This window comes from Nocardia sp. N2S4-5 (genome assembly GCF_044628355.1).
Taxonomy (GTDB): domain Bacteria; phylum Actinomycetota; class Actinomycetes; order Mycobacteriales; family Mycobacteriaceae; genus Nocardia; species Nocardia wallacei_B.
Map to the genome: position 1 here is coordinate 5419655 of NZ_JBIUPM010000001.1, position 25375 is coordinate 5445029.

The window sequence follows — 25375 nt, forward strand, 5'->3', positions numbered from 1 at the left end:
ATTGTGTGGATAGTTTCATAGAGTTACGGCGGTTATAGCGGTGGGGAAACGCCCGGTCCCATTCCGAACCCGGAAGCTAAGCTCACCTGCGCCGATGGTACTGCACTCGACAGGGTGTGGGAGAGTAGGACACCGCCGGAACATACCTTCCCGAAGGCCCCCAACACTGTTGGGGGCCTTCGTCGTTTCTCCGGCACATGTCAAGCTGGAGCCATGGCATTGAATACGGCACTCACCGATTACATGTCGATTCCGCACCCGATCGCACTCGCCCCGATGGGCGGTGTGGCCGGTGGCGCCTTGGCGGCGGCGGTTTCCGAGGGCGGCGGTCTCGGCATGATCGGAGGCGGCAGCGGCGACCGGGAACGGCTGGCGCCGGAGCTGGCCCTGGTCCGAGAGCGGACCGAAAAGCCATGGGGCATCGGATTTCTGACGTGGGGCATAGACACCGACACGGTCGCCTGGGCCCTGGAGTATCAGCCCGCGGCGGTGATGCTGTCGTTCGGTGATCCGGCACCCTACGCCCAGCGGATCCACGACGCGGGCGTGAAGCTGGTCGCGCAGGTGACCGACCTCGACGAGGCGCGCCGTGCGCTGGACGTCGGCGCGGATCTCATTGTGGCGCAGGGCGGCGACGCGGGCGGGCACGCCGGGTCGGATGCCATCGGCACCATGTCCTTCGTTCCCGTGGTGGTCGACCTGGCCGGTGCTACTCCGGTGCTGGCGGCCGGCGGCATCGCGGACGGCCGCGGATTGGCCGCCGCGCTCGCGCTGGGCGCGGCGGGCGCACTGATCGGGACCAGATTCGAGGGCACCCAGGAAGCACTGCTGTCGGCCGAGGAAAGCAAGGCATTGCTCGAGGCCCGCGGCCAGGACACCGAATCCAACCGCACGCTCGACATCGCCCGCGGCTCCGCCTGGCCGGACCGCTACCCCGCCCGCACCCTGCGCAACGACTTCCTGGACAAGTGGCGCGGCCGCGACGACGAGCTGCGCGAGAGCCCCGACGCATTCCGCGAGTACCGCGCACTCGCCGACCGCAACGACCTGGCGGCCACCCCGATCTGGGCGGGCCAGGGAGTCGGCCTGGTAACAGCCGTCGAGCCCGCCGCAGACCTCGTCCACTCCCTCGCAGCCGAAGCCGAACGCACCCTGCACAATCTCACTGGCCCCCACGCTTCCAGCTGACCGCGAGCCGCGGAGAACCCCGTCAGACGCCGTGTAGCGCCGCTTCGACCGCGGCGGCGGGATCGGCGACGCTGACAGCGGCATCGACCGGGTCGCCCTCGGCATCGAGGATGCGCCAACCACCCAGGGACACAACGGGAATCCCGCCGCGCCGATGCGCCAGGGCGAGTTCCGAGAGTGTCCCCCAGGAGCCGCCGACAACGATGACGGCGTCGGCGGAGGACACCAGGATCGCGTTGCGCGCCTCGCCCATGCCGGTGTAGAGCACCGCGGACAGCCCGGCGCAGGCGGCGGCGCGGTCGGTGTCCGGTCGCACCTGCCTCCGCCAGCAGCCGGCCGACCTCGGCGGCGTTCGCGGCGTCGAGGTCGGTGCAGTCCCGTGGCCCGCAGACCGCGACCTGGTACGGGCTCACGGCGCGGACGCCAGTTCCTTGGCGAGGGCGTCGAGTTGGTCGCGGGTGCCCTGCTCGCGCCAGTCGGACTGTTCGTGGCCGTCCAGGTAGGCGCCGTGCTCGGTGAGGACGAGTCGCGTACCTTCTTCTGCCGCAACGAATTCCACCGAGGTGAGCGATATCGTCGCGACGGTGTCGTCGGCGCGCAGGGCGGAGGTGTACACGATGCGTTCGCCGGGCACGATCTCCTGGTAGGTGGTCTCGAAGGTGAGTTCGGTGCCGTCGTGCGTGCCACCCGCGAGTTCGCGTCCGCCGACGCGGAAGTCGAGCTCGTGCCGGGAATCGGGACCGGCGAACCAGCGCGCCTTGGTCGCCGGGTCCGACCAGGCCGCGAATACTCGGTCCGGGGCGGCCGGGTAGTCGCGTTCGATGGTGAAAGTGGCGTGGACTACGGAATGCTTCGTCATGATCTATTCCTCGTGATCGGTGGTATCGGCGAGCGTCGCGCCGAGGGTGTCGAGTCGGCGCTCCCAACGGGTGCGCCGGGCGTGTAGCCATTGTTCGGCCGGGCGCAGCGCGTCGGGCGCCAGCTGGCAGGTGCGGACCCGGCCGACCTTCTCGGACCGGACCAGCCCCGCCTCCTGCAGGACCTGTAGGTGCTGCACGACCGCCGCCAGCGACATCTCCAGCGGCTCCGCCAGTGTGCTGACCGCGGCCGGCCCACCGGTCAGGCGCTCCAGCAGCCACCGGCGCGTGGGGTCGGCGAGTGCGCGGAAGACACGGTCGAGTCGGTCCGTTTTGTTAAGCACTTGCTTGAGTGTAGTCGGGTCGAGCCAATAGTCAAGTGGTTGCTTAACCAACGGGAAGCGAAGGCGATCATGAGCTTTCGTGCGAAACGGGGAAATTACGTCATAAATATTTCTATGAACTTCCTTCAAAATGGCGCGAAATCCCGAACAAATGCGTATCGTCCGGAGTGGGCAGGCAAACCGCTGGTAACTCCAGCTCGGAGCGGCATCCTCGCCCGAATGATAATTGAATATGTGCCGCCGGACGTGCCATGGAATCACTCGAAGCTGGATAGACAACTTTCAGCTAACGCCCGGAGAATTCTTGCGGTTAACGAACAGCTCGATCCCTGCCGTACGGATCGGGCTCTTGGGTATTGTCTGGCCCGATGTCACAGGAAACGAACGCGGGCAGGATGTACGCCGGGCAGCCCGTAGAAGACCGGCAGCGGCAGCGACGTGCGCGTTTTCTGGAGTCCGGACTAACTGTGTTCGCGCGTGACGGTTATGCGAACAGTTCGGTGGGTGCCATCTGTAAAGACGCCGGACTGTCGTCACGACAGTTCTACGAGGAGTTCACCGGGCGGGAATCGCTCCTGCTGGAGCTGTACGAACAGATCGACCGGCAATCCCGGGAAGCGGTCGCCGACGCCTTGGCCGCGCAAACCGACCGCAGCGCGGTGGAGATCATCGATGCGGCCGTGCGGGCCTACGTCGAATCCATCGGGCGCGATCCACGCAAGGCCCGCGTCGCTTTGGTCGAAGTGGTCGGCGCCGGACCCAAAGTCGAAAAATTCCGATTGGAATTTCGCCGTGCCTGGGGTGCGTTATTGGCCGGCGCGGCGGAGGATGCCGCGCTCCAGGGAGAAATCCCGCCGGGCGATTACGAGATGCGCGTCGTGGCGATCATCGGTGCGGTGAACTATGTGGTGGACGCGTGGAGCGGGTCGGAGCCACGCCAATCGCTCGACGACGTGATCCGCGTGCTGCGGCGGGTGATCATCGGAGCCGTGAGCGCGTGAGACCGGCGTCCGTGGCGTCGGCGGGCCCGGCGAGCCCCTGGTCGTATGCTGGTGATTCGCTCTAGCATCGAATTGTGAGTGTGGATCAGTTGGGGGAACGATCCCCGAGTTTCGTTGTCTGCGGGGACAATCCGCTCGTCTATCAGCTGGCGGCGCAGCTGGTGCGGCGGTTCGCGGACGCGGTCGTGACCGTGGTCCTGCCGAACCGCCGCGGCGGTTATGTGCCGCTGCTGGAACGGCTGGACGGGGTGCGGGTTCTGTACGCGGAGCGGTTGGACGAGGAGACGCTGCGCGCGGCAGGGGTCGCGGAGGCGCGGTCGCTGGCCCTGGTCGATCAGGCGGACGTGGAGAATTTCCACGCCGCGCTGCGCGCGCACGAATTGAACCCGGATATTCGCCTGGTGATCCGGATGTTCAACACCGGCTTGGGTTTTCGGGTCCGGACCATGTTCGCGGACTGCGTAGTGCTGTCGATCTCGGAAATGGCGGCGCCCTCGTTCATCGCGGCCGCGCTGGGCGAGAAGACTCTGGACTATCTGCGACTGGGTGAACGAACGCTGTATGTCACCGGGCCCTCCGGCATTCCGGACAGCACGGTCGTGTGCGGGCTGGCGGAGTCGGCGGCGGGAGACGTCCGCATGCTGGCGTCGACGCGCAGCGATTCGCGAGCGCTGGCGCTGGCCGCGCGGGCGCCGCACGTGTTGAACCGGCGCCGGCGGTGGCTGCTGCGGTTCCGGTACCTGGTGCGGCACAACCTGGTTCGCCTGATGCTGGCGCTGATGACGTTGATCATTCTGGGTTGCGTGCTGATGGTCGCGGTCGGGAATGCCTGGGGCGACGCGGTATACGAGACGCTGCTCGACGCCGCCGGCGCCGCGCAGCCGGAACACCAGCGCGAACCGATCTTCAAGGCGCTGCAGGTCGCGGTCGTGTTCATCGGCCTGGCCCTGACGCCGGTCGTGACGGCCATGGTGGTGGGTGGTGTACTGCGCGCACAGTTGTCGGAGCAGATCGGGCCCGAGCCTTCGGGTTTCAGCGGGCACGTGGTGGTGGCCGGGTTGGGCAATGTCGGTATGCGCGTGCTGGAGCAGCTGTTCGACCTCGGTGTGCAGGTGGTCGGACTGGATTACGACGAGAACGCACGCGGTATCGCGCTGGCGCGCACGCTGGGTGTGCCGGTGGTGATCGGTCAGGCCACCTGGGAGGACACGCTGGAGGCGGCCGGGGTGTCGCGCGCGCGGGCGCTGGTGCTGCTCACCAGCAGTGACGCGGTGAATCTCGAGGCGGCGCTGCTCGGCCAGTCCTATCACGAGCAGTCCCACCGCAATCTGCAAGTGGTACTGCGGCTTTCGGACGACGACCTCGCGGAGCGGGTGCAGCGCAGCCTGGGTGACACCGTGGTGGTGCGCAGCGTCTTCCAACTGGCCGCGGAGGGTTTCGCCGCGGCGATGGCCGAGCGCCGCGTGATCGCGACGCTCTCGATCAACGGCGGCACCCTCATGGTCGCCGAGGTCCCAGTGGAGGCCGGTTCCGCGCTGGTCGGCAAGCCGATCCGGACCGCGGGCCTGCCGGTGCACACCCGGGTGCTGGCCTTGCAGTCGGCCGTCGGCGCCGAGCTGGAATGGCAACCCGATCAGGAAACCCTCCTGGCCCCGGGCAACCAATTGGTCGTGGTATCCAACCGCACGGGCCTGGACCATCTGCTGGTACAGAGTTCATCGACGGCCGACCCTGCGGAGCCGAACCCGGTGAGCGCCAACGCGATACCTGACGACGGCTCCGCCGAGCCGAACGGCAATGCGCCCCGGCCGACCGACGGCACGACAGCGCCGGATGATGCTGCCACTATGCCGAGCCGCCGTCCTACCGCCCTGAGCGACAGCGCGACCGAGGCGCCCGAGGACGGGGCCGAGCCGGATGATGATCCCACCGAGCCGGATCCCGTCGTCGCCTGAAGCGGCGACGGCGATCGTCGGCTCGATCCTGTCGCTGGACACCGGTCGGCCCGGTCCCGTCAGGTGACGGAGATCGGGCGTATGGCGATCGGGCGCGGAGGGAACGGCGCGCGGTAGCGTGCGCGCATGGAGACCATTCCGATCCAGGTGCCCGACGGCAGCGTCGTTCCGGTGCGGTTGGTGCCGGCTCGGGGGCCGCATCGGCAGCCGATCACGGTGGACGCGCCGCGTGCGGTGATCGTCGTGATTCCGGGGCTCGGTGTGCCGGGCGCCTATTACGGGGACTTCGCGTATGAGCTGGCGGGGCGAGGGTTCGATGTCGCGATCGGCGAACTGCGCGGCAACGGCGACAGCCGCCCGAAGCCGACCGCGTCCAGCGCGTACGGCTATCAGGAATTGGTGTCGGTCGACTTTCCCGCGATGTTCGAGGTGGTCCGCGAGCGATTCCCGGACAGCACGCCGATCCTATTGGGGCACAGCATGGGTGGGCAGCTGGGCACCATGTACGCGGCCCGGATCCGAGGTCGGCTGGGTGGGCTGATCCTCATCGCCTCCGGCACCCCCTACTACCGCGGGTACGGCGGTATCGCCCGGTCGGCCATGCTGTTGGGCCCGGCGGCCGTGTCGCTGACCGCCAATCTGGCCGGTTTCTGGCCCGGCGACCGCATCACCGCGGGCGGGTTCGGCCGCCAATCCAAGGTGCTGATCTCGGACTGGGCGCGGCTGGCGCGCACCGGCCGCTTCGTGCCCGCCGATGCCGATATCGACTACGAGGAACGCATCGCCCGCCTGAAGCTGCCGGTCCTGTCGATCACGCTGGCAGGCGACGACCTCACCCCGCGCGGCTCGGCCGGCCACCTGCTGGAGAAGCTGCCCAACGCCCGCGTCACCACCTGGCATCAGCCGGAGCCGCGCGGGCACAACGGCTGGATCACCGAGCCCGGCGCGACTGTCGACCGCATCGAGAAGTGGATCCGGGACCGCTGACCGCCCCGGGACGAGTCAGCTCTTTCGGTCCTCGATCAGCATCTGGGTGAAGAACTCGTAGATCAGCGCCGCCTGGAAGGCCAGCTGTTTGTTGTCGGCCGCGCCGCCGTGGCCGCCTTCGATGTTCTCGTGGTACCAGATCGTGTGGCCCTGTTCTTCCAGGCGGGCGGCCATCTTCCGGGCATGACCGGGGTGCACGCGGTCGTCGCGGGTGGAGGTGGTCAGCAGGATCGGCGGGTAGGTCCGGTCGGCGCGCGCGTTCTGGTAGGGGGAGTACTTACCGAGGTACTCCCACTCCTCGGGCTTGTCCGGGTCCCCGTACTCCGCCACCCAGGAGGCGCCGGCGAGCAGCAGGTGGTAGCGCTTCATGTCCAGCAGCGGAACCTGGCAGACGATGGCGCCGAACAACTCCGGGTAGCGGGTGAGCATGACGCCCATCAGCAATCCGCCGTTGCTGCCGCCCACCGCGCCCAACTGCTGTGGGGTGGTGATGCCGCGGGCCACGACGTCTCGCGCGATGGCGGCGAAGTCCTCGTAGACCTTGTGGCGGTTCTCCTTCTGTACCTGGGTGTGCCACTCGGGCCCGTACTCGCCGCCACCGCGGATATTCGTCATCACCCAGGTGCCGCCGCGCTCCAGCCAGCCCATGCCGGAGGCGCCGCTGTAGGCGGGGGTGCGGGAGACCTCGAAGCCGCCGTAGCCCGACATCACCGTGGGCCCCGGCTCGCCTACTCGGTCGCGATGGCGAATCACGAAGTAGGGCACCATGGTTCCGTCGTCGGAGCGGGCGAAGAACTGCTCCGTCTCGAGGCCGTCGGCGTCGAAGAACGCCGGTTCCTGCTTCAGCGGTTCGGCCGTGCGGCCCACGGCGCTCGCCAACAGCGTCGCGGGCGTGGTGAAACCGCTTGTGGTGAGCATGAATTCGTCGCCGCCCTCGAGCGGGTCGAGGTTCATGACATTGGTGGTCGCCATCGGCGGGGTGTCGGCCAGCGGCGCCCGGGTCCAGCCGTCCGGGCCGGGGGTGAGCACGTAGAGCTTGGTCTGCACGTCCTCCAGCGTGATCAGCAGCAGGTGGTGCTCGGTCCAGCCGTAGCCGTGCAGCGAGGTGTGCGCGTCGGGTGTGAAGACGACTTCGAAATCCCGTACGCCGTCGAGGAATTCGTTCAGATCCATGGCCAGCAGGGCGCCGGCGGGGTAGGAGTTGCCGCCCACCTCCCACCGGGACTTCAAGCGGACCAGCAGCCAGTCCTTGTACCAGGATTCCGAGGCGTCGGTCGGCACGTCGAAATGGCGCAGGGCGCCGTCGTCCTCGAGCAGGTAGACCGATTCGTTGAAGAAGTCGGTGGCACGGGCGACGTAATGCCGTTCGTATCCCGGCGTGCGGTCGTATCCGGCCGAGACGAGTACGTCGCTAGGTTCGCCCTCGAAGACGGTTTCCGCCTCCGCCAGCGGTGTGCCGCGCCGCCAGCGCTTGGCGATGCGCGGATAGCCGGATTCGGTGAGTGAGCCCGGGCCGAAATCCGTTCCGACATAGACGGTATCGGCGTCGATCCAGCGCACCTGCGACTTGGCCTCGGGTACGTGGAAGCCACCGTCCGTGGGCGGCCGGAATTGCTTTGTCCGCAAGTCGAATTCGCGAACCACCTTGGCGTCCGCGCCGCCGCGCGAGAGGCTGATCAGGGCCAGCGACTGTTCGGGCCGCAGCACCGCCGCGCCGCCCCACACCCAGTTCTCCTCCTCCGCGGCGGCGAGTGTGTCGAGGTCGATCAGCACCTCCCACTGCGGGTTCTCGGTGCGGTACTCGGCGAAGGTGGTACGCCGCCACAGGCCCTTCGGGTGCTCGGCGTCGCGCCAGAAGTTGTACAGCCAGGCGCCGCGCCGCGTCGGGTAGGCGATGCGGGTGTCGGTGTCGAGCATGTCGAGGATGCGGTGTTCCAGCTCGGAGAACCGGTCCGCGGTGGCGAAACGGTCGACGACCACCTCGTTGCGGGCGCGCGCCCAGTCCAGCGCGCGGTCGGAGGTCACCTCCTCCAGCCACAGGTAGGGGTCGGTCTGCTGTTCTTCGACGCCGCTCATGCTCGCCATTGTCGCCGACGCCGGAGGGCCGCGCTGCGCCGAACCGGTTGCGTTCGTCGCGGGCGAACGCCGCGCGCCTACGATTGCGGCACGATTGCCGATGTCGAGGAGGTCCGGTCGTGCCGCCTGCCCTGTGGGAACAGCACTGCTGCCTGCCGCTGCTGCCGTCGGCCGATATCGGCGAGCTGGCCCGCTACCCGCTCGGTTCGTATCTGTCGGTGAACGTCGGCTACGCGCCGCAGTCGACCGCGGAGGCCTTGGGGCTGGTCCGGCAGTTCCGCCGGGATGCCTTGGCGGACGGCCGCTTTCACCTGGTGCGAACGGTCGAAGACACCTACGGCGACGACCGCACCATCGCCCTGGCCTTCGACCTGGAGGACTCCGGCCCCCTCGGCGGCAACCTCGATAATGTGAAGGTCTTCTACGACCTCGGGGTCCGTTCGCTGCTACCCAGCTACAACCACGCCAACGCCGCGGGCTGCGGTTGCCTGGACACCGTCGACACCGGCCTCACCCGATACGGCCGCGACCTGATCCGCACACTCGGCGAGGTCGGTATGTTCGCCGACGGCTCGCACTGCTCGCCCCGCACCGGCCTGGACATCGCCGACACCACCGCCAAGCCGATGATCTACAGCCACTCCAATTTCGCCGCCCTGTGGGCACATCCGCGCAACATCATCGACGACCAGGCCCGCGCCTGCGCCGCGACCGGCGGCGTCATCGGCATCAATGGCGTAGGAATCTTCCTGGGCCGCAACGCCCCCGGCGACCGCGCCGCCCGAATCGAGGCGATGGCAGACCATCTGGCCTACGGCGCAGACCTGGTAGGCATAGAACACATCGGTCTGGGCTCGGACTTCTCCTTCGACGGCGACCAGTTCAACGCCGAGATAGCCGCCACCCCCGAAAACTTCTCCGAGGACTACACCCGCTGGGGCGCTTTGCAATGGACGCCCCCCGAAGACCTGACGGGCACCAACACCGAAGTCCCAGGCCTGAACGAGGTCCTAGCTCACCGAGGCTTCACCGATTCAGACCGCGCCGCGATATTCACGAAGAACTTCCGAAGGATCGCCCACCAAGTCTGGGAATAGTAAATACCTCACACTCCGACGAACCCGACCTCCCCACCCCGTCCCCCCGCACGGAGCGAGTCTTACGAGCGACCGTTCGCGGCCGGCTCGCGTTTCGGTGGTCGAAGCGCATGCGCGAAGCGCGAGTCTCGACCGCCGAAACGCGAGCCGTAAAGGCCGCGAACACGCGACGCCGAAGGCGGCGCCAAAACACACTGTTAGGCTCGGACTCGTGACTTCCCACTACGATGTCGTCGTTCTCGGCGCTGGTCCCGGCGGTTACGTCGCCGCGATCCGCGCCGCTCAACTCGGCCTGCGAACAGCGATCGTCGAGCAGAAATATTGGGGCGGTGTGTGCCTGAACGTGGGCTGCATCCCGTCCAAGGCGCTGCTGCGCAACGCGGAGCTGGCCCACCTGTTCACCAAGGAAGCGAAGACGTTCGGTATCTCCGGCGAGGCGAGCTTCGATTTCGGCGCGGCGTTCGATCGCAGCCGGAAGGTCGCCGACGGCCGCGTCAAGGGCGTCCACTTCCTGATGAAGAAGAACAAGATCGACGAGTTCGACGGCAAGGGGACGTTCACCGGTCCGAACTCGCTGTCGGTCGCGCTCAGCAAGGGCGGCGACGAGTCGATCACCTTCGACAACGTCATCATCGCCACCGGGACCGTCACCAAGCTGCTGCCGGGCACCTCGCTGTCGCAGAACGTCGTCACCTACGAGGAGCAGATCCTGACGCGGGATCTGCCGGGGTCCATCCTCGTCGTGGGCGCCGGCGCGATCGGCATGGAGTTCGCCTATGTGCTGAAGAACTACGGCGTGGACGTGCGCATCGTCGAGTTCCTCGACCGCGCCCTGCCGAACGAGGACGCCGATGTCTCCAAGGAGATCACCAAGGCGTACAAGAAGCTCGGCATCACCATCACCACCGGTGCGTCGGTGCAGTCGATCGAGGACAACGGCGCCAAGGTCACCGTCTCCATCAAGGACAACAAGTCCGGTGCGGTCGAGACCGTCACCGTCGACAAGGTGCTGCAGGCCGTCGGTTTCGCGCCGCGGGTGGAGGGCTTCGGCCTGGAGGCCACCGGTGTGCAGCTGACCGAGCGCGGCGCCATCGCCATCGACGACTACATGCGCACCAATGTGCCGCACATCTACGCCATCGGCGATGTCACCGCCAAGCTGCAGCTCGCGCATGTCGCCGAGGCGCAGGGCGTGGTGGCGGCCGAGACCATCGCGGGCGCGGAGACCCTGGCGCTGGGCGACTACCGGATGATGCCGCGCGCCACCTTCTGCCAGCCGCAGGTCGCCAGCTTCGGGCTGACCGAGGAGCAGGCTCGCGCCGAGGGTTACGACGTGAAGGTCGCCACCTTCCCGTTCACCGCCAACGGCAAGGCCCACGGCCTGGGCGACGCGACGGGGTTCGTGAAGCTGATCGCCGACAACAAGTACGGCGAGCTGATCGGCGGCCACTTGATCGGCCCCGACGTGTCCGAGCTGCTGCCGGAGCTGACCCTGGCCCAGAAGTGGGATCTGACGGTCAACGAACTCGCTCGCAACGTGCACACCCACCCCACGCTGAGCGAGGCCCTGCAGGAGGCCATCCACGGCCTGGCCGGGCACATGATCAACTTCTGAGTCGCGATCTCGGGCGCCCTCCGGTTCGGAAACCGGAGGGCGCCTTGCTGTTCCGTGCCGCACGGGGTGCGGGAACGTGCAAAGGGTGCGGGAACCGCCTTTAGCTGGTCTTTTGCGATCCGCCCCGCTTACGATTGCGGTGCCGACGCGAGGGAGGGACATAGACATGAATGTCATGGCTGTCGTACATCGTCATCGTGAGTTTCCCGGAGATCCGTACGAGCTGTGGGTGCGTGACGAGTTGGCCGATGTGCTGGACCTTCCGCACGACGGGACTCGGGTCGAAATCATCGGGGGGAGATCGTTGTGGCACCAGGACCGGACATCGCGCACAACGCGATTGTGAGTGACATCCAAGATGCGTTCGCGTTGGCCAAGGGCGCCGACTCGGCATTCTGCTGGCGGTGCATTCAGACGCAGGATCTGAATCTCAGCGACATCCACGACGGCTATATCCCGGACATGTGCGTGATGGACCAGGAGATATTGCGGCAGGCTCGTGCCGCGGCACTGAAAAAGATCCTGCCCGGGCAGCTGGCACTCGCAATGGAAGTCACCTCGCCGTCGAACGCCGCGGAGGACAGGCAGCCCGGCGCTCGACGGACTCGCCCGAGCAAATGGAACGGCTACGCACGGGTGGGGATCGGCAATTATCTACTGGTCGATCGAGATCCGCAGACCGCTGTCGCGACGCTGTTCAGTGCGCCGGATCGCGAGACGGGCAGCTATCGGAAGTCGGTGTCCTGGAAGTTCGGCGAGACTATCGTGCTGCCCGACCCGTTCGGTGTCTCTATCCCGACCAACGAGTGGGAACCCTGGGGATAGCCGTCAGTCGCGGTGGTACGCGGCTTGAGCGTCTCGGATCGTGCCGATATTCGTTTCCAGGGTGACGACCAGGGCCTCGAGGTGCTCGGCGACCTGAGCGCCGAGGTCGGTGAGGGTGTATTCGACGCGCGGGGGGATGGACTGCTGGACCTCGCGGTGGATCATGCCGTCCCGTTCGAGGGTCTGCAGCGTCTGCGAGAGCATGCGCTCGCTGACACCTTCGACCCGGCGGCGTAGCGCGCTGAATCGGTAGGGGCCTTCGCGCAGGGCGACCAGCGCTAGTACGCCCCAGCGGCTCGCCACGTTCTGGAGAACGGGGCGGGAGACGCAGTTGCGGGCGAAGACGTCGGCCTCCAGCGTCGGGTCGGAGGCGTCCGCCGCGGTGGTCTGCCGGGTGGTCATGTCTCGATGCTACGCATTCGTTTGGTAGTGATGGAATATCTCGTACTAACTAATAGTTAGTGCTGGATATTCCGTACACAACAGGAGGTAGTCATGACCGTCGCCGTCACCGGAGCCAGTGGGCAATTGGGTCGTCTCGTCGTGGAAGCGCTGCTGCGCCGGGGCACGGGGCCGATCGTCGCGATCGCGCGGGATCGGGCCAAGGTGGCCGACCTGGTCGAGCGGGGAGTCGAGGTGCGGGAGGCGTCCTATGACGATGCCGCGGCGCTCGATCGCGCGCTTGCCGGTGTGGACCGGGTTCTGCTGGTGTCGGGCAACGAGTTCGGCGCGCGCGTGGACCAGCACACCAATGTCGTGCGTGCCGCGGAGCGGGCCGGGGTGCGGCTGCTCGCCTACACCAGCATTCCGTACGCCACCGAGAACTCGATGATCCTGGCTCAGGAGCATCGCGGCACCGAGGCGGTACTCGCGGAATCCGCTGTGCCGCACGCGATTCTGCGCAACGGATGGTACTGGGAGAACTATCTGGGCGGCCTTTCGCCGACGGTGGACGGCGGCGTGCTCTACGGCGCGGCGGGCGAGGGCAGGGTGGCCGCCGCCGCGCGGGCCGATTACGCCGAGGCCGCCGCGGCGGTGCTGAGCGGCGGCGAGCACGCCGGGGCGGTCTACGAACTCGGCGGCGACGAACGCCTCACCTATGCCGACCTCGCGCGGGTGATCTCCGAGGTGTCCGGCAAGCCGGTGCGCTACCAGGATCTGCCCGAAGCCGAATACGCCGCCGCGCTGGAGAAGTCGGGCCTGCCCGCCGGATACGCGCAGGCGCTGTCCGACGCGGACACCGGAATCCGGGCGGGCCTGCTGGATGTGACCAGTGGTGACCTGCAGAAGTTGACCGGGCGCCCGTCGACTCCGGTGGCCGAGGTGTTTCGGGCCGCCCTGGCCGGGTAGGCGATCGATGCGCCGCCCGTGTCGGTGCGGCGCCCGTGGGATGGGATGGACGGGTGTTCCCGCGCAGGCGGAAACACCCGTTCCTCATTGTTCGGCGCCGGGTTCGCGTACCCACTGCACCAGCTGCACGACGATCCCGTTCGGGTCGATGCTCTGGAAGTAGCGCTCGCCCCAGGGCTCCGTCTCGATAGGTGTCACGATCGGGACGCCTTCGCGCCGGACTCGCTCGTACTCGGCGTCGATGTCATCGACGACGAACGCCACCAGCAGGCCCTGCCCGGCGGCGCCGGCGATCCGGGCCGGTTTGAACGTCGGCAACCCCGTGCGCAGGTAGATGAGGTTGAATCCGGCGTCGGGGCGACCTAGTGACACGAATCCGTCGGCGGACATCTGCACCTCGAAGCCGAAGTGCTCGACGAGGAACTTCGCCGATGCTTCCGGATCGGGCACGTTCAGGGAGATGGCGGATGCGGTGATATTCAAGGTGCCTCCTCGTCGGCCGGTAATTACCGTACTTAGTACGTTGTACTTTGTAGAGAAATTTCCGGACGAGCGCACTGTGATCAGGAACACACCGGCTACGATCGTGCCGGAGGTGGCGAAGAGGTGCGAGAAAAGGGCGGAGAACGCAGCGGCGCCGGTGATCCGGCGCGCACGCTGGAGCTGCTGTGGCGGCAACCGGCGCGGACCTCGGGTCGTGGTCCGAAGCAGCGCAGCAGCGTCGACGCGGTGGTGGCGGCGGCGGTCGAGATCGCCGACGCGGACGGGCTGGAAGCGCTGACCATGCGCGCGGTGGCGGCGCGGCTGGGGCTGACGCCGATGTCCACCTACACCTACGTGCCGGGCAAAGCGGAGTTGCTCGACCTCATGCTCGACGCGGTATACGCGCGGATGCCGCGCACCGATCTCGCCGGATTACCTTGGCGGGAAAGGGTTTCCGTCATCGCGACGGAGAACCGCGACATGCTCGCGCGGCACCCGTGGGTGGCCTATGTGCCCACCACCCGTCCGCCGCTGGGCCCCGGCGTGGCCGCGAAGTACGACCACGAACTGCGGGCCTTCGACGATCTCGGCCTCGACGACGTGACGATGGACGCCGCACTCACCCACCTGCTCGGCTTCGTCACCTCGGTCGCCCGCATCGATATCGACACCCGGCGGGCGGCCGCCGACAGCGGCATGTCCGACCGCGAGTGGTGGGACCGCACGGCCCCCGTACTCGCCCGCGTCTTCGACCCGCACCGCTATCCCCTCGCCGCCCGCATAGGCGCCGCCACCGGCGCCGCCCACGACAGCGCCTACTCGGCCGACCACGCGTGGGAATTCGGATTGGCTCGAGTATTGGACGGCCTGGCCGCGCTCATCGAGAAGCCTGCGCGCTGAAAGTGTCGAGTCAGGGGACGAGTGGGTGGATCGGCTTGGCCCCGATACCGGATGACCTGGCTGCCGCGATCGACCAGCCTGCCCGCTGACCGTGCCCCTCTCACGGGACCAGCGGTCGGATCTGTTCGGCGACGAAGCGGACGAATTCCACCGGGTCCTGGTCGGCGCTGGGTTGCAGGACGACCGTGTCGGCACCGGCCTCGACGAAGTCGGCGACGGCAGCGACGATGGCCTGTGTATCGCCCGCGATGCCGATGCGGTTGTCGGGGGAGGCATTGTCGGCCGACGGCTGTTCGCCCATGCGGAGTATCTCCGTTCGCAGCCGGGCCGCGGCGTCGGGGCCGGGCACGGTCAGCAGGTTGGCCAGGACGCGCGGGGTTTCGGTGCGGCCGGAGGCGGCCCGACCTTCCTGGAGTAGTGCGACCGCGCGGCGCAGTGCGGCGGTCGAGGTGCTCGCCGTGAGGATCGCGCCGTCGGCGACCTCACCGACCAAGCGCAGCGTGCGCGGGCCCGTCGCCGCGGAGACGACGACCGGCGGTTGCGCCGGTGGCCAGTCGAGCGCGACGTTCTCGAGCCGGACGTAGCGGCCCTCGACCGTCAGCCGCTCGCCCGCGAGCAGCCGCCGCAACGCGTCGACATACTCGCGCAGCAGCGTGACCGGCGATTCGACCCGTGCGCCGACCTGCCCCATCCACTCCTGCACGCCGTGGCCCACGCACCAGATCCCGCGGCCGGGGAAGATCCGCTCCAGCGTGGCGATCTCCATGGCCGTGACCGCGACGTTGCGCAGCGGAACCGGCAGCACGCCGACGCCCACCCGCAACCGCTCCGTGCTCGCGAGCGCGACCGCGGCCGCCGAGACCCCACCCTCGAAAAAGCAGTCCTCCCACAGCCACAACTCCTCGAGCCCCACCTCCTCGGCCACCCGCGCCACCTCGCGCAAGCGCTCCGGCGGATTCTGCGGCAGGAAGACAGCGCCCAGAGTTGTCATACCCCGATGGTTACAGACTCCACCGACAACGCGGCAAGGCCCGAACCACCATCGCGCGTCCTAGTGGTCGGTCTGGATGCGCAGGGTGCCGATCGTGCTGGCCAGGCCCTCGTACTGGTTGACCAACAGGACGATTTCGATCAGGCGGCGTTCGTCGTAGTGGGTGGCCAGGTCCGACCACGAGGCGTCGTCCAGGTCGCGAGTCTCGACGAGTTGGTCTACGGCGGTGAGCAGGGCGCGCTCCTTCGGTGACCAGCCGGGGGCCTCGGGGCCGGTGCGGAGGCGGTCCAGGATTTCCGGGGTGACGCCGGCGCGCTTGCCCAGGCGGATGTGGTGGTCGGTTTCGTATTCGCACCGGCGTAGGTGGGCGACGCGCAGGATCGCCAGTTCGGTCTCGTAGCGGGGGAGCCGGCCGCCGGGCATCAGCCGGCCGGAGTAGTGCAGCCAGCCGCGGAACAGGCCGCCCGTGCGGCCGAGAGTGCTGAACAGGTGTGCGTCGGCCGTCCCGGCGGCACGCGAGATCACCTGCCAGATAGTCCAGTTGACGGGGCCCAGCTCGCGCAGGCGGCCCGGTTCGATGCGTGGCTTCGTCGACACCATGCCACACGCTAACAGCCGAGTTCGGCAGGGTGCCACACTTGGTGTACGGCAATGTTCATGGAGTGGGAGCGGCCCCTAATCTCGCAACGCCTGGCCCAGCCGGGTGAGTTCGAGGGCTTGGCGGGCGCGGACGAGCACGTGCGCGCGGGAGCTGAGAATGTGGCTGAGCAGGGTGTGCAGGGCCAGGTCCAGCTCGTCCGCCAGGATCTGTTCGGCAATCGCGATGTGCCCGGCGGTCATTCGCGCGATGCGCTCCGGAGTGGGAATGTCCAGCGAGCGAATCGGGCGGACCTTGGTGTGCACGGCGGTCAGGGCGTCGGCGAGGGCCGCGTTGCCCGCCGCGGCGAGCAGCGTGGTGTGGAATTGCTCGTCGGCCGCGATCAGGGCGGTGCCCGGATCGGGCGGGTCGTCGCGCAGGCCGAGCCAGGTATCCAGCTCGCGGCGCACCGCCTGTTTGTCGTGCGACGCCGTATTCGGTTGCGGGACAGCGGCAATCGGACCGATCGGCGCGAACCGATCGACGTCGCCGTAGACCGGTGTATCGGACGGAATGCCCTGCCTGGCAGCGAACCGGATACGTCGAACGCCTCTCGCCTCCAACGTTATTCGCAGCTCGTACAGATCGCCCAGGTCGTCCAGGCGCGGACGGAAGGGGTACAGGCCGTCGTCGTGGCGTTCGACCAGCCCGTCCGCGAGCAGTCGCGCCAGCGCCTCGCGCACCGGCGTCCTCGAGACACCGTAACTTTCGGCCAGCCGTTCCTCGCCGAGTCGCGCGGTAGGAGCCACCAGCCCCGCGGCGAGATCACGGCGGAGGGCCCGATAGACCCTCTCACCCAACGAGATACGCCCCCTGCGCGCCATCCCGTGCGTCCGATCAGATCGCCATCGCCGCGCGCACCGCGGTCGCGGCCGCCGCCCCGCCCGCGCCGGAGGAGGCGACGCGCCCGGATTGCAGGACGTAGTACCGCCCGGCCTCCTGGAGCGCGAAACCGATGTGCTGCTCCACCAGCAGCACGCTCAGCCCGCCGCGGCGGGTCAGCTCCAGGATGGTGTGCTCGATCTCGGCGACCACCGACGGCTGGATGCCCTCGGTCGGTTCGTCCAGGATGAGCAGCTTCGGTTCGGTGATGAGCGCCCGCGCGATCGAAAGTTGTTGGCGCTGACCGCCGGAGAGCAACCCGGCCTTGCGGTCCAGCAGTTCGCGCAGAGCGGGGAACAAGTCCAGCGACTCGCCGATCAGCGCCTTGCCGCGTGTGCGGCCGTCGGCGACCACCTGCAGATTCTCCGCCGTCGTCAGCTGCGGAAAGCACTGCTGGCCCTGTGGCACATAGGCGATTCCGCGGCGGACCCGGCGCGACGGGGACAGCTTCGTGATCGACTCTCCGTCGAAGCGGATCCGACCCGACTTCACCGGCAGCAGCCCGACGGCAGCCCGCAGCAGCGTCGTCTTGCCCGCGCCGTTGTGGCCCATCACCGCCGCCACACCGTCGTCCGGAACCGTCAGCGAGACTCCGTGGATCACCTCCGTGCGGCCGTAACCGGCGTGCATGTCAATGATTTCCAGCATCGGCTGCCTCCTCGGCGTAGGTTGCCACGGCCGCGGCGGTGCCCAGGTAGACCTCCTGCACCTTGGGGTCGGCCTGCACCTGCTCGACCGTGCCCGCACTGAGCACCCGGCCGCCGGCCAGCACGGTGACCGAACTCGCGTAGGCGCGCATGAAGTCCATATCGTGCTCGACGACGATGACGACGCGGTCGGTGCCGATGCGCCGCAACAGGTTTCCGGTCTCCTTGCGTTCCTCGGCGCTCATCCCGGCCACCGGCTCGTCGAGCAGCAGCACCGCGGCGTTCTGTACCAGCAGCATGCCGATCTCCAGCCACTGCTTCTGGCCGTGGGCGAGCACCCCCGCGGGCCGATCTCGCAGCGCGGTCAAACCGGTTGTCTCCAAGGCGGACTCGATGGCGGGCAGCACGGATCGCCGCCGCCTGAGCAGGGTGCGCGCGGAACGGCCCGCCCCGGCGGCGATGTCGAGGTTCTGGAGCACGGTCAGCTGTTCGAAGACACTGGCCGTCTGAAAGGTACGGCCGACGCCCAGCCGAGCGATCCGGTGTACTTTGCGGCCCAGCAGTTCCGTGCCCGATTTCCGTGCCGAGCCGGTGGCGGGCACCAGGCCGGTGATCGCGTCGATCAGCGTGGTCTTGCCCGCGCCGTTGGGGCCGATCAGGAATCGCAGATCGCCCTGCAGGACAGTGAGATCGACTCCGGACAGCGCCTGGAATCCGTCGAAACTCACCGACAGATCCCGGATTTCGAGGTACTCGCTGTTCATTCCCGCATTGCCGCCGAACTTCGGTGCGAGGTCGTCGTCGGTCATCGGACTTCCACCTTCGTCTCCACCTGCGCGTCCCCGGTCGCGACCGGTTCCGTGTCCGCGGGCTCCGTGTCCCTCGAGCGCCGGAGCCGGCGCACCGAATCCCTTGCCAGCGGCCAGAAACCGGCGAGCCCGGCCGGAATGAACCCGACCACCACGATGAACAGCACGCCCTGCAGATAGGTCCATCCGGACGGAAAGTGCTCGGAGAACGTGGTCTGCGCCCACGCCACTCCGATCGCGCCCAGAACCGGCCCCAGCAGTGTGGTCCGGCCGCCGATCGCGACGCCGATGAGGAATACGATCGACGGCACCACCCCGATGTCGGCCGGGGAGATGATGCCCACGATCGGCGTGAACAGCGCGCCCGCGATCCCGGCGAAGAACGCCGCCACCACGTACGCCACGATCTTGATATCGGCGGGGTCGTAACCGAGGAACCGCACCCGCTCCTCCTGATCGCGCACCGCCACCAGCAACTCGCCGTACCGGCTACGCATCAGCTGCCGGGCCACGGCGACCACCAGCAGTAGCGCCGCCGCCGCGATGAAGAACAGCATCCGCCGGTTCACCGGATCGCTGAGCCGGAAACCGAAGAAGGCGCGGAAGTCGCTGAGCCCGGTGAAGCCGCCGACGGCCTGCTGCCCGGTGAGCAGGATGGCCAGCGCCGCCGTCAGGGCCTGAGACAGGATGGCGAAGTACGCGCCCTTGACCCGGCGCTTGAACACGCCGAAACCCAGCAGCGCGGCGAGCAGGGCGGGCAGCACCAGGATCCCCAGGATCGCCACCGGCGCGGACGCGAAAGGTCGCCAGTACGAGGGCAATTCGGTGATACCGGCGATCTGCATGAATTCCGGGACGTCCTGGTGCAGCCGGGCGGCGTCGGCGAGTTGCAGGTGCATCGCCATGATGTAGGCGCCGAGACCGAAGAACACGCCCTGCCCCAGCGTCAGCATTCCGCCTCGGCCCCAGGCCAATCCGATGCCGACCGCCACGATGGCGAAACACAGGAACTTGGCGAGCAGCCCGAGTCGGAAATCGCTCAGCACGGCCGGCGCCACCGCGAACAACACGACCGCCGCGAGCGCGAAACCGCCGAGGGTCCGGATGTGGCCGCTCATGCGAGGCTCCGCGTCCGCACGATGAACAGCCCCTGCGGGCGCACCTGCAGGAACACCACGATCAGCGCGAAGACGATCACCTTCGCCACCGAGGCGGTCGTGGAGTACTCGATGAACGAATTCAGCAGTCCCAGTGCGAAGGCCGCGAGCACCGTGCCCTTGATCTGCCCGAGCCCGCCGATGACCACGACCAGGAAGGCGTCCACGAGATAGCTCTGTCCGATGGTCGGGCTGGTGGATCCGATCAGCGTGAGCGCCACACCCGCGACCGCCGCCAGCCCGGACCCGAGGAAGAACGTGCTGACGTCGGTCGTCCGGCTGGAGACGCCGCTGGTCTCCGCGAGATCGCGGTTCTGCACGACGGCCCGGATACGCCGCCCGAGCGGAGTCGCCTTCAGCGCCACGGCCAGCGCGGCCACCGCGACGACCGCGAGCACGAGGATGAAGATGCGGGTCTTGGGCACCACGCTGCCGGCGATGGTGAGGCCGCCCGACAGCCAGTCCGGCGCCACCACGTTCTTGGCGGGCGCCCCGAAGATGCTGCGCGCCAACTGCTGGAGGATCAGCCCCACCCCGAAGGTCACCAGCAGGGTGTCCAGCGGGCGGTCGTACATCCAGCGGATCAGGCCCATCTCCAGGGCCGCGCCCAGCAGGCCACCGACCAGGAAGCCCGCGAACAGCGACACGATCAGCGCCGCGCCGGTCGCGTGAATCACCTGCTGCACAACGAATGTCGTGTAGCAGCCCGCCATGATGAATTCGCCGTGCGCCATATTGATCACGCCCATCTGACCGAAGGTCAGCGACAGGCCCAGCGCCGCCAGCAGCAGAATGGAACCCAGGCTCAGCCCGGTGAACAGCTGCCCGATCACCACTTCCATAGGGAATACCTCGATTTCGAGTCGATCGACCGGTGCGGTCCCGGCGACGGGATATCGAACGGAACCGCACCGCCCCTCATCGATGGCCTGCTACTTGAGTCCCTTGGCCCACTCGTAGGACTTCAGGTACGGGTCCGGCTGGATAGGCGTCCCGGAGTCCCACACCGTGTAGATCAGGCCGTCAGCGTGGATTTCACCGATCCGCGCCGTCTTGGAGATGTGGTGGTTGGAACCGTCCACCGTCACGGTGCCCTCGGGCGCGTCGAAGGTGACGCCGTCGGCGGCGTCCTGGACCGCGCCGACCGTGAACGACTTGGCCTTCTCCACCATGTTCTTCCACAGGAACACCGAGGTGTAGGCGGCTTCCATAGGATCGGAGGTGGGTTTGTCGGCGCCGTAGACGGACTTGTAGGCGTCGACGAAAGCCTTGTTCTGCGGGCTGTCGACGGTCTGATAGTAGTTCCACGCGGTGAGCTGCCCGGCGATGTGCTGCGGGCCGATACCGGTGACCTCCTCTTCGGCGATCGATACCGAAATCACCGGCATCTCGGCGGCTTTCAGCCCGGCGTTGGCGTACTCGCGGAAGAAGGCCACATTGGAGTCGCCGTTGAGGGTGTTGAACACCGCGCCCGCCTTGGCGTTTCGCACCTTGTTGACGATTGTGGAGAAATCGGTGGAGCCCAGTGGCGCGTAATCCTCGCCCTTGATCTCCATGCCGTTGGCCGCCGCGTACGCCTTGATCTCGCGATTCGCTGTCTGCGGGAACACGTAGTCACTGCCGACGAGATACAGCGACGTGATGCCCTTCTGTTTCAGATAGTCCAGCGCCGGAAGGATCTGCTGATTGGTGGTGGCCCCGGTGTAGAAGATGTTCTTGCTGTCCTCGAGACCCTCGTACTGCACGGGGTAGAACAGCAGCGAGTTCAGCGATTCGAACTTGGGCTTCATGGCCTTGCGGCTGGCGGACGTCCATCCCCCGAAAACCGCTGCGACGCAATCGGAGCTGATCAGCTTCTCCGCCTTCTCCGCGAACGTCTTCGGGTCCGACGCCCCGTCCTCGGGCACAATCTGTATCTGCTTGCCCAATACCCCACCCGCGGCATTGACCTGGTCGACCGCGAGCTTGGTGGCGTTGGCGACGGTAACCTCGCTGATCGCCATGGTGCCGGTCAGCGAATGCAGCGATCCGACCTTGATCGTGTCCTTGGAGGTGTCCACGCAGGACGCCGCGGCCGAACCGGTTTCGGCGTCGTCACGAGAACCGCAGCCGGACAGCAGTAGTGCCGACAACGCCAGCGCGGTCGGCGCGGCGACGATCTTCGATATCCGGCGGGTGTGTACGCGACGAACGTCACGAGAATCTGACATGGGCGAACCCTCTTCTCACTCATCAATTTCGGCGGTGTCCTCGCACCGCGCCGGACCGCGCGCTGTCCCGGGTCGAATCCCTGACGGGAGACGGGCGTTGTATACAGCGTTTGTATCCGTTGCGAAGAGTAAGCGGAAAGTGTTGCGCCCGAATGTTTGTCGATGACGGCCTTGTTGCGAACGTTTCGGTAACGTGAAATCTGGAGAATATGATCTTCAGCGCAGCACGTACGGGGAGATGGAACTGCGGTGCTCGCTGATGTCGAGGGATTTGCCCAGTGGGGGAAAGGCGCGCTGGGGGCAGTTGGTGCGCTCGCAGACCCGGCAGCCCGCGCCGATGGGGGTGGCCTGGGGGTCGTTGAGGTCCAGTCCGTCGGCGTACACGACGCGGCCCGCGTGGCGCAGCTCGCAGCCGAGGCCGATGGCGAAGGTCTTGCTCGGCTCGCCGTAGCGGGTGGCGCGCCGTTCCACGGTGCGCGCGATCCACAGGTATTTGCGGCCGTCGGGCATCTGGGCGATCTGGGTCATGATCCGGCCCGGATAGGCGAATGTCTCGTAGACGTTCCACAGCGGGCAGGTGCCGCCCGAGGAAGAGAAGTGGAAACCGGTGGCGGACTGACGTTTCGACATATTTCCGGCTCGGTCCACGCGCACGAACGAGAACGGCACGCCGCGTAGTTTCGGTCGCTGCAGGGTCGAGAGCCGGTGGCAGATCGTCTCGTAGCTCTGGGTGAAGAACGCCGACAACCGCTCGATGTCGTACCGGAAATCCTCGGCGACCTCGTGGAAATACGAATACGGCAGCACCACGGCGGCGGCGAAGTAGTTGGCCAGTCCCAGTTGCGCGAGCGTGCGGGAATCCTCCGAGGCGAAATTGCCTTCCTCCACGAGCTTTTCGATCAACTCGCCGCATTCGAGATAGGCCAGTTCGGCGGCGAGCTTGAACACGCGCTGCCCGCCGGATAGGTGCGGGGCGATCTCCAGCCGCCGCGCCCCGGGGTCGAAGCGGTGCAGCACGCCCTCCCCGAGATCGATGCGCTCGACGATCTGCACGCCGTGCGCGGTGGTGAGGCGGCGGGCGATCTCGCGTTTGAGATCACCGCCGTGGAAACGCATCCGGGTGGCGAGTTCCTCTGCGGCGGTGTCCAATTCGTGGATGTAGTTCTGCCGCTGATAGAAGAAGTCGCGCACCTCCTCGTGCGGGCGGGAGATGGCCCCCGAGCCGCTGCCGTCGGAGAATCGGTCCTCGGTGGCGGCGGCCAGCTGGGCGGTGGTGTTGCGGTAGCGGCGGTGCATGTTCACCATCGCCCGGGCCAGGCTCGGATGCGCCGAGACCATCTCCGCGATCTCCTGGGCGTCGGCCTCGATGGCCAGTTCCTGGTCCATCACCACTTCCTGCAGTTCGGCGATGAGACGGGTGTCGTCCTGGGAGGAGAAGAACCCGGCGTCGACGCCGAACACCTCGCTGATGCGCAGCAGCACCGGCACCGTGAGCGGGCGCACGTCGTGCTCGATCTGATTGAGGTAGCTCGCCGAGATCTCCAGCTTCTTGGCGAGCGAGATCTGGCTCAGCCCGCGCTCGGTGCGCAGCTGTCGCAGCCGTGCACCGACGAAAGTCTTGGCCATTCGTCCAGTTTATGGGTGGTTTCGCAGCTCTGCAAACATTCGATTAACAAGCCCGTCCGCCGCCGTGTCGGACCCGCGGGTTACGGTCGGACTCGTGCTGTTGTCGCAAGTAGTCGAGGCGTCGGGCGCCGTGCGCGCGACATCGTCGCGCAAGAGCAAGATTGCCACACTGGCCGGACTGCTGAAGCGGGCCGAGCCGGCCGAACTCGCCCCGGTGGTGGCATGGGTGTCGGGGGAACTGCCGCAGGGCCGGATCGGCACCGGCTGGCGCACGCTCACCGCCTTGGCCGTGACGCCCGCCGCGGAACCGAGCCTGACCGTCCCGGCCGTGCACACCACCTTCGACGAACTGGCCGGGATCGGCGGCTCCGGATCGGCGGAGCGCCGCCGGGAGTTGCTGGCGGGCCTGTTGTCCGCGGCGACGGCGGCCGAACGGGATTTCCTCGTGCGACTGCTGACCGGTGAGCTGCGCCAGGGCGCCTTGACCGCGATCGTCGCCGAGGCGGTCGCCGTCGCCGCCGACGTACCCGTCGACCTGGTCCGCCGCGCGCACATGCTGTCGGGGCGATTACCCGTGACCGCGGCGGCCGCGATGACCGGCGGCGCGCCCGCCCTGGCGGAATTCCGGCTGGAGGTCGGCCGCCCGATCCAGCCGATGCTCGCCTCGCCCGGCGCCTCGCTCGCGGAGGCCTTCGACGAATTCGGCGGGGAGGTGAGCGTCGAGCACAAACTCGACGGCGCACGAATTCAGGTGCATCGCAAGGGAAGCCGGGTGTGGGTGTTCACCCGGACGCTGCGCGAGATCACCGGCAACGTGCCCGAACTGGTGGATCTCGTCGCCGGACTGGACTGCGAGAGCGTGGTGCTGGACGGCGAGACGCTCGCGCTCACCGACGCCGGACGCCCCCGCCCGTTCCAGGAGACGATGAGCCGCTTCGCGCTGACGCCCGCCGAGGCCGAGGAGGCCGACACCGCGGCCGCGGCACTGGGTCAGTCGGTGCCCGCCGCGACCTCCACGCGCGATCTGCTGCTGCATCCGTACTTCTTCGACTGCCTGCACCTCGACGGCACCGATCTGCTCGACGCCCCGCTGTCCGAGCGGCGTTCGGCGCTCGCGGCGGTGGCCGGTGCGCACACGATTCCGGCGCTGGTCGCGCCGGATGCCGCGGCGGCGGCCGAATTCGCCGAGGGCGCGCTCGCGGCGGGACACGAGGGCGTCGTGGTCAAATCGCTGGTCTCGCCCTACGCCGCCGGCCGCCGCGGCCGCGCCTGGCAGAAGATCAAGCCCACGCACACCCTCGACCTGATCGTGCTCGGGGCCGAATGGGGCTACGGCCGCCGCACCGGCTACCTGTCGAATCTGCATCTCGGCGCGCGCGACCCCGACGGCGGCCTCCCGATCATGGTCGGCAAGACGTTCAAGGGCCTGACCGACGCGCTACTGCGCTGGCAGACCGAGGAATTCCCACGCCACGAACGCGCCCGCGACGACCACACGGTGTACCTGCACCCCGAACTGGTGGTCGAGATCGCCCTCGACGGCGTACAGGTCAGCCCCCGCTACCCCGGCGGCGTGGCCCTACGCTTCGCCCGCGTGCTGCGCTACCGCCCCGACAAGGAGCCCGCCGACGCCGACACCATCGATGCGGTGCGCGCGCTGCTACCGGGCGGTGCGGCCGCGGCGGAGTGAAGCGCAATCCAGAACGTAAGTTGGAGCACCAATCCTCCCGCTGTTCTG

General features: G+C 67.8%; 25 protein-coding genes and 1 rRNA gene. 11 read left to right on the top strand and 15 right to left on the bottom strand.

Annotation, left to right across the window (positions count from 1 at the left end; genetic code table 11):
- Positions 1 to 24: 24 nt before the first annotated feature.
- Positions 25 to 141: ribosomal RNA gene (gene rrf / locus ACFMRZ_RS24810) — 5S ribosomal RNA — on the top strand.
- A 72-nt stretch (positions 142 to 213) separates the two neighbouring features.
- On the top strand, positions 214 to 1188 hold the full coding sequence (locus tag ACFMRZ_RS24815) for an NAD(P)H-dependent flavin oxidoreductase (protein WP_400180941.1): 975 nt from the start codon (positions 214 to 216) through the stop codon (positions 1186 to 1188).
- Between the two features lie 22 nt (positions 1189 to 1210).
- On the opposite strand, the gene ACFMRZ_RS24820 is transcribed toward ACFMRZ_RS24815, so the two are convergent.
- The 3 genes from ACFMRZ_RS24820 to ACFMRZ_RS24830 form a co-directional block, all read right to left on the bottom strand.
- On the bottom strand, positions 1211 to 1504 hold the full coding sequence (locus tag ACFMRZ_RS24820) for a hypothetical protein (protein ID WP_400180942.1): 294 nt from the start codon (positions 1502 to 1504) through the stop codon (positions 1211 to 1213).
- Between the two features lie 93 nt (positions 1505 to 1597).
- A complete protein-coding gene (locus ACFMRZ_RS24825; RefSeq protein WP_400180943.1) occupies positions 1598 to 2047 on the bottom strand; it encodes an SRPBCC family protein in 450 nt (149 codons plus the stop codon).
- A gap of 3 nt (positions 2048 to 2050) precedes the next feature.
- Positions 2051 to 2389 (bottom strand): metalloregulator ArsR/SmtB family transcription factor, encoded by a 339-nt coding sequence (locus ACFMRZ_RS24830; RefSeq protein WP_280272094.1) that lies wholly within the window; start codon positions 2387 to 2389, stop codon positions 2051 to 2053.
- A gap of 395 nt (positions 2390 to 2784) precedes the next feature.
- Here ACFMRZ_RS24830 and ACFMRZ_RS24835 point away from each other — a divergent pair, with 395 nt between their 5' ends.
- The 3 genes from ACFMRZ_RS24835 (at position 2785) to ACFMRZ_RS24845 (ending at position 6332) form a co-directional block, all read left to right on the top strand.
- On the top strand, positions 2785 to 3390 hold the full coding sequence (locus ACFMRZ_RS24835) for a TetR/AcrR family transcriptional regulator (RefSeq protein ID WP_400180944.1): 606 nt from the start codon (positions 2785 to 2787) through the stop codon (positions 3388 to 3390).
- A gap of 74 nt (positions 3391 to 3464) precedes the next feature.
- On the top strand, positions 3465 to 5345 hold the full coding sequence (locus ACFMRZ_RS24840; protein WP_400180945.1) for an NAD-binding protein: 1881 nt from the start codon (positions 3465 to 3467) through the stop codon (positions 5343 to 5345).
- Positions 5346 to 5471: 126 nt separating this feature from the next.
- Positions 5472 to 6332, top strand: coding sequence for an alpha/beta fold hydrolase (locus ACFMRZ_RS24845; protein ID WP_400180946.1), 861 nt, complete (start codon positions 5472 to 5474; stop codon positions 6330 to 6332).
- Between the two features lie 15 nt (positions 6333 to 6347).
- Here ACFMRZ_RS24845 and ACFMRZ_RS24850 read toward each other — a convergent pair whose 3' ends face one another.
- Positions 6348 to 8408: a prolyl oligopeptidase family protein gene (locus ACFMRZ_RS24850; RefSeq protein WP_400180947.1), complete on the bottom strand. Its 2061-nt coding sequence runs from the start codon at positions 8406 to 8408 to the stop codon at positions 6348 to 6350.
- 119 nt (positions 8409 to 8527) lie between these two features.
- Between ACFMRZ_RS24850 and ACFMRZ_RS24855 the strand changes: the two genes are divergently transcribed.
- The 3 genes from ACFMRZ_RS24855 (at position 8528) to ACFMRZ_RS24865 (ending at position 11945) form a co-directional block, all read left to right on the top strand.
- Positions 8528 to 9505, top strand: coding sequence for a dipeptidase (locus ACFMRZ_RS24855; protein ID WP_400180948.1), 978 nt, complete (start codon positions 8528 to 8530; stop codon positions 9503 to 9505).
- A 211-nt stretch (positions 9506 to 9716) separates the two neighbouring features.
- Positions 9717 to 11120, top strand: coding sequence for a dihydrolipoyl dehydrogenase (gene lpdA / locus ACFMRZ_RS24860; protein WP_280272100.1), 1404 nt, complete (start codon positions 9717 to 9719; stop codon positions 11118 to 11120).
- A 300-nt stretch (positions 11121 to 11420) separates the two neighbouring features.
- Positions 11421 to 11945: a Uma2 family endonuclease gene (locus ACFMRZ_RS24865; RefSeq protein ID WP_400182965.1), complete on the top strand. Its 525-nt coding sequence runs from the start codon at positions 11421 to 11423 to the stop codon at positions 11943 to 11945.
- Positions 11946 to 11948: 3 nt separating this feature from the next.
- Here the strand turns inward: ACFMRZ_RS24865 and ACFMRZ_RS24870 are convergent, their stop codons facing one another.
- The gene (locus ACFMRZ_RS24870) at positions 11949 to 12347 is read right to left on the bottom strand and encodes a winged helix-turn-helix transcriptional regulator (protein WP_400180949.1); all 399 of its coding nucleotides are present in this window, start codon (positions 12345 to 12347) and stop codon (positions 11949 to 11951) included.
- Positions 12348 to 12440: 93 nt separating this feature from the next.
- Between ACFMRZ_RS24870 and ACFMRZ_RS24875 the strand changes: the two genes are divergently transcribed.
- The gene (locus ACFMRZ_RS24875) at positions 12441 to 13295 is read left to right on the top strand and encodes an SDR family oxidoreductase (protein ID WP_400180950.1); all 855 of its coding nucleotides are present in this window, start codon (positions 12441 to 12443) and stop codon (positions 13293 to 13295) included.
- An 84-nt stretch (positions 13296 to 13379) separates the two neighbouring features.
- Here the strand turns inward: ACFMRZ_RS24875 and ACFMRZ_RS24880 are convergent, their stop codons facing one another.
- Positions 13380 to 13778 (bottom strand): VOC family protein, encoded by a 399-nt coding sequence (locus ACFMRZ_RS24880; protein WP_280271839.1) that lies wholly within the window; start codon positions 13776 to 13778, stop codon positions 13380 to 13382.
- A 123-nt stretch (positions 13779 to 13901) separates the two neighbouring features.
- On the opposite strand from ACFMRZ_RS24880, the gene ACFMRZ_RS24885 reads away from it, so the two are divergent.
- A complete protein-coding gene (locus ACFMRZ_RS24885) occupies positions 13902 to 14678 on the top strand; it encodes a TetR/AcrR family transcriptional regulator (protein ID WP_400180951.1) in 777 nt (258 codons plus the stop codon).
- 100 nt (positions 14679 to 14778) lie between these two features.
- Here the strand turns inward: ACFMRZ_RS24885 and ACFMRZ_RS24890 are convergent, their stop codons facing one another.
- From ACFMRZ_RS24890 to ramB, 9 genes are all read right to left on the bottom strand, one after another.
- Positions 14779 to 15669, bottom strand: a complete 891-nt coding sequence (locus ACFMRZ_RS24890) for an LLM class flavin-dependent oxidoreductase (RefSeq protein ID WP_400180952.1) — start codon at positions 15667 to 15669, stop codon at positions 14779 to 14781.
- Between the two features lie 60 nt (positions 15670 to 15729).
- On the bottom strand, positions 15730 to 16269 hold the full coding sequence (locus ACFMRZ_RS24895) for a carboxymuconolactone decarboxylase family protein (protein WP_400180953.1): 540 nt from the start codon (positions 16267 to 16269) through the stop codon (positions 15730 to 15732).
- 75 nt (positions 16270 to 16344) lie between these two features.
- Entirely contained in the window at positions 16345 to 17130 is a 786-nt protein-coding gene (locus tag ACFMRZ_RS24900) for a GntR family transcriptional regulator (protein ID WP_400180954.1), read from the bottom strand.
- A gap of 13 nt (positions 17131 to 17143) precedes the next feature.
- A complete protein-coding gene (gene urtE, locus ACFMRZ_RS24905) occupies positions 17144 to 17836 on the bottom strand; it encodes an urea ABC transporter ATP-binding subunit UrtE (RefSeq protein ID WP_280271844.1) in 693 nt (230 codons plus the stop codon).
- Entirely contained in the window at positions 17820 to 18644 is an 825-nt protein-coding gene (gene urtD, locus ACFMRZ_RS24910; RefSeq protein ID WP_400180955.1) for an urea ABC transporter ATP-binding protein UrtD, read from the bottom strand. Before urtD ends, urtE begins: the two co-directional genes overlap by 17 nt.
- Entirely contained in the window at positions 18641 to 19762 is a 1122-nt protein-coding gene (gene urtC / locus ACFMRZ_RS24915; protein ID WP_400180956.1) for an urea ABC transporter permease subunit UrtC, read from the bottom strand. Before urtC ends, urtD begins: the two co-directional genes overlap by 4 nt.
- Positions 19759 to 20643, bottom strand: a complete 885-nt coding sequence (urtB, locus tag ACFMRZ_RS24920; protein WP_400180957.1) for an urea ABC transporter permease subunit UrtB — start codon at positions 20641 to 20643, stop codon at positions 19759 to 19761. Before urtB ends, urtC begins: the two co-directional genes overlap by 4 nt.
- A 90-nt stretch (positions 20644 to 20733) precedes the next feature.
- The gene (gene urtA, locus ACFMRZ_RS24925; protein ID WP_400180958.1) at positions 20734 to 22011 is read right to left on the bottom strand and encodes an urea ABC transporter substrate-binding protein; all 1278 of its coding nucleotides are present in this window, start codon (positions 22009 to 22011) and stop codon (positions 20734 to 20736) included.
- Between the two features lie 216 nt (positions 22012 to 22227).
- Positions 22228 to 23637, bottom strand: coding sequence for an acetate metabolism transcriptional regulator RamB (gene ramB, locus ACFMRZ_RS24930; RefSeq protein WP_400180959.1), 1410 nt, complete (start codon positions 23635 to 23637; stop codon positions 22228 to 22230).
- Between the two features lie 94 nt (positions 23638 to 23731).
- Between ramB and ACFMRZ_RS24935 the strand changes: the two genes are divergently transcribed.
- Positions 23732 to 25327 (top strand): ATP-dependent DNA ligase, encoded by a 1596-nt coding sequence (locus ACFMRZ_RS24935; RefSeq protein ID WP_400180960.1) that lies wholly within the window; start codon positions 23732 to 23734, stop codon positions 25325 to 25327.
- Positions 25328 to 25375 lie beyond the last annotated feature (48 nt).

Excerpts from the sequence above, each read along its gene's own strand:
- ACFMRZ_RS24815 (WP_400180941.1), top strand. The coding sequence starts at position 214 with ATGGCATTGAATACGGCACTCACCGATTACATGTCGATTCCGCACCCG.
- ACFMRZ_RS24825 (WP_400180943.1), bottom strand. The coding sequence starts at position 2,047 with ATGACGAAGCATTCCGTAGTCCACGCCACTTTCACCATCGAACGCGAC.
- ACFMRZ_RS24835 (WP_400180944.1), top strand. The coding sequence starts at position 2,785 with ATGTACGCCGGGCAGCCCGTAGAAGACCGGCAGCGGCAGCGACGTGCG.
- ACFMRZ_RS24845 (WP_400180946.1), top strand. The coding sequence starts at position 5,472 with ATGGAGACCATTCCGATCCAGGTGCCCGACGGCAGCGTCGTTCCGGTG.
- ACFMRZ_RS24850 (WP_400180947.1), bottom strand. The coding sequence starts at position 8,408 with ATGAGCGGCGTCGAAGAACAGCAGACCGACCCCTACCTGTGGCTGGAG.
- ACFMRZ_RS24870 (WP_400180949.1), bottom strand. The coding sequence starts at position 12,347 with ATGACCACCCGGCAGACCACCGCGGCGGACGCCTCCGACCCGACGCTG.
- ACFMRZ_RS24875 (WP_400180950.1), top strand. The coding sequence starts at position 12,441 with ATGACCGTCGCCGTCACCGGAGCCAGTGGGCAATTGGGTCGTCTCGTC.
- ACFMRZ_RS24890 (WP_400180952.1), bottom strand. The coding sequence starts at position 15,669 with ATGACAACTCTGGGCGCTGTCTTCCTGCCGCAGAATCCGCCGGAGCGC.
- ACFMRZ_RS24895 (WP_400180953.1), bottom strand. The coding sequence starts at position 16,269 with ATGGTGTCGACGAAGCCACGCATCGAACCGGGCCGCCTGCGCGAGCTG.
- ACFMRZ_RS24900 (WP_400180954.1), bottom strand. The coding sequence starts at position 17,130 with ATGGCGCGCAGGGGGCGTATCTCGTTGGGTGAGAGGGTCTATCGGGCC.
- urtE (WP_280271844.1), bottom strand. The coding sequence starts at position 17,836 with ATGCTGGAAATCATTGACATGCACGCCGGTTACGGCCGCACGGAGGTG.
- urtD (WP_400180955.1), bottom strand. The coding sequence starts at position 18,644 with ATGACCGACGACGACCTCGCACCGAAGTTCGGCGGCAATGCGGGAATG.
- urtC (WP_400180956.1), bottom strand. The coding sequence starts at position 19,762 with ATGAGCGGCCACATCCGGACCCTCGGCGGTTTCGCGCTCGCGGCGGTC.
- urtB (WP_400180957.1), bottom strand. The coding sequence starts at position 20,643 with ATGGAAGTGGTGATCGGGCAGCTGTTCACCGGGCTGAGCCTGGGTTCC.
- urtA (WP_400180958.1), bottom strand. The coding sequence starts at position 22,011 with ATGTCAGATTCTCGTGACGTTCGTCGCGTACACACCCGCCGGATATCG.
- ramB (WP_400180959.1), bottom strand. The coding sequence starts at position 23,637 with ATGGCCAAGACTTTCGTCGGTGCACGGCTGCGACAGCTGCGCACCGAG.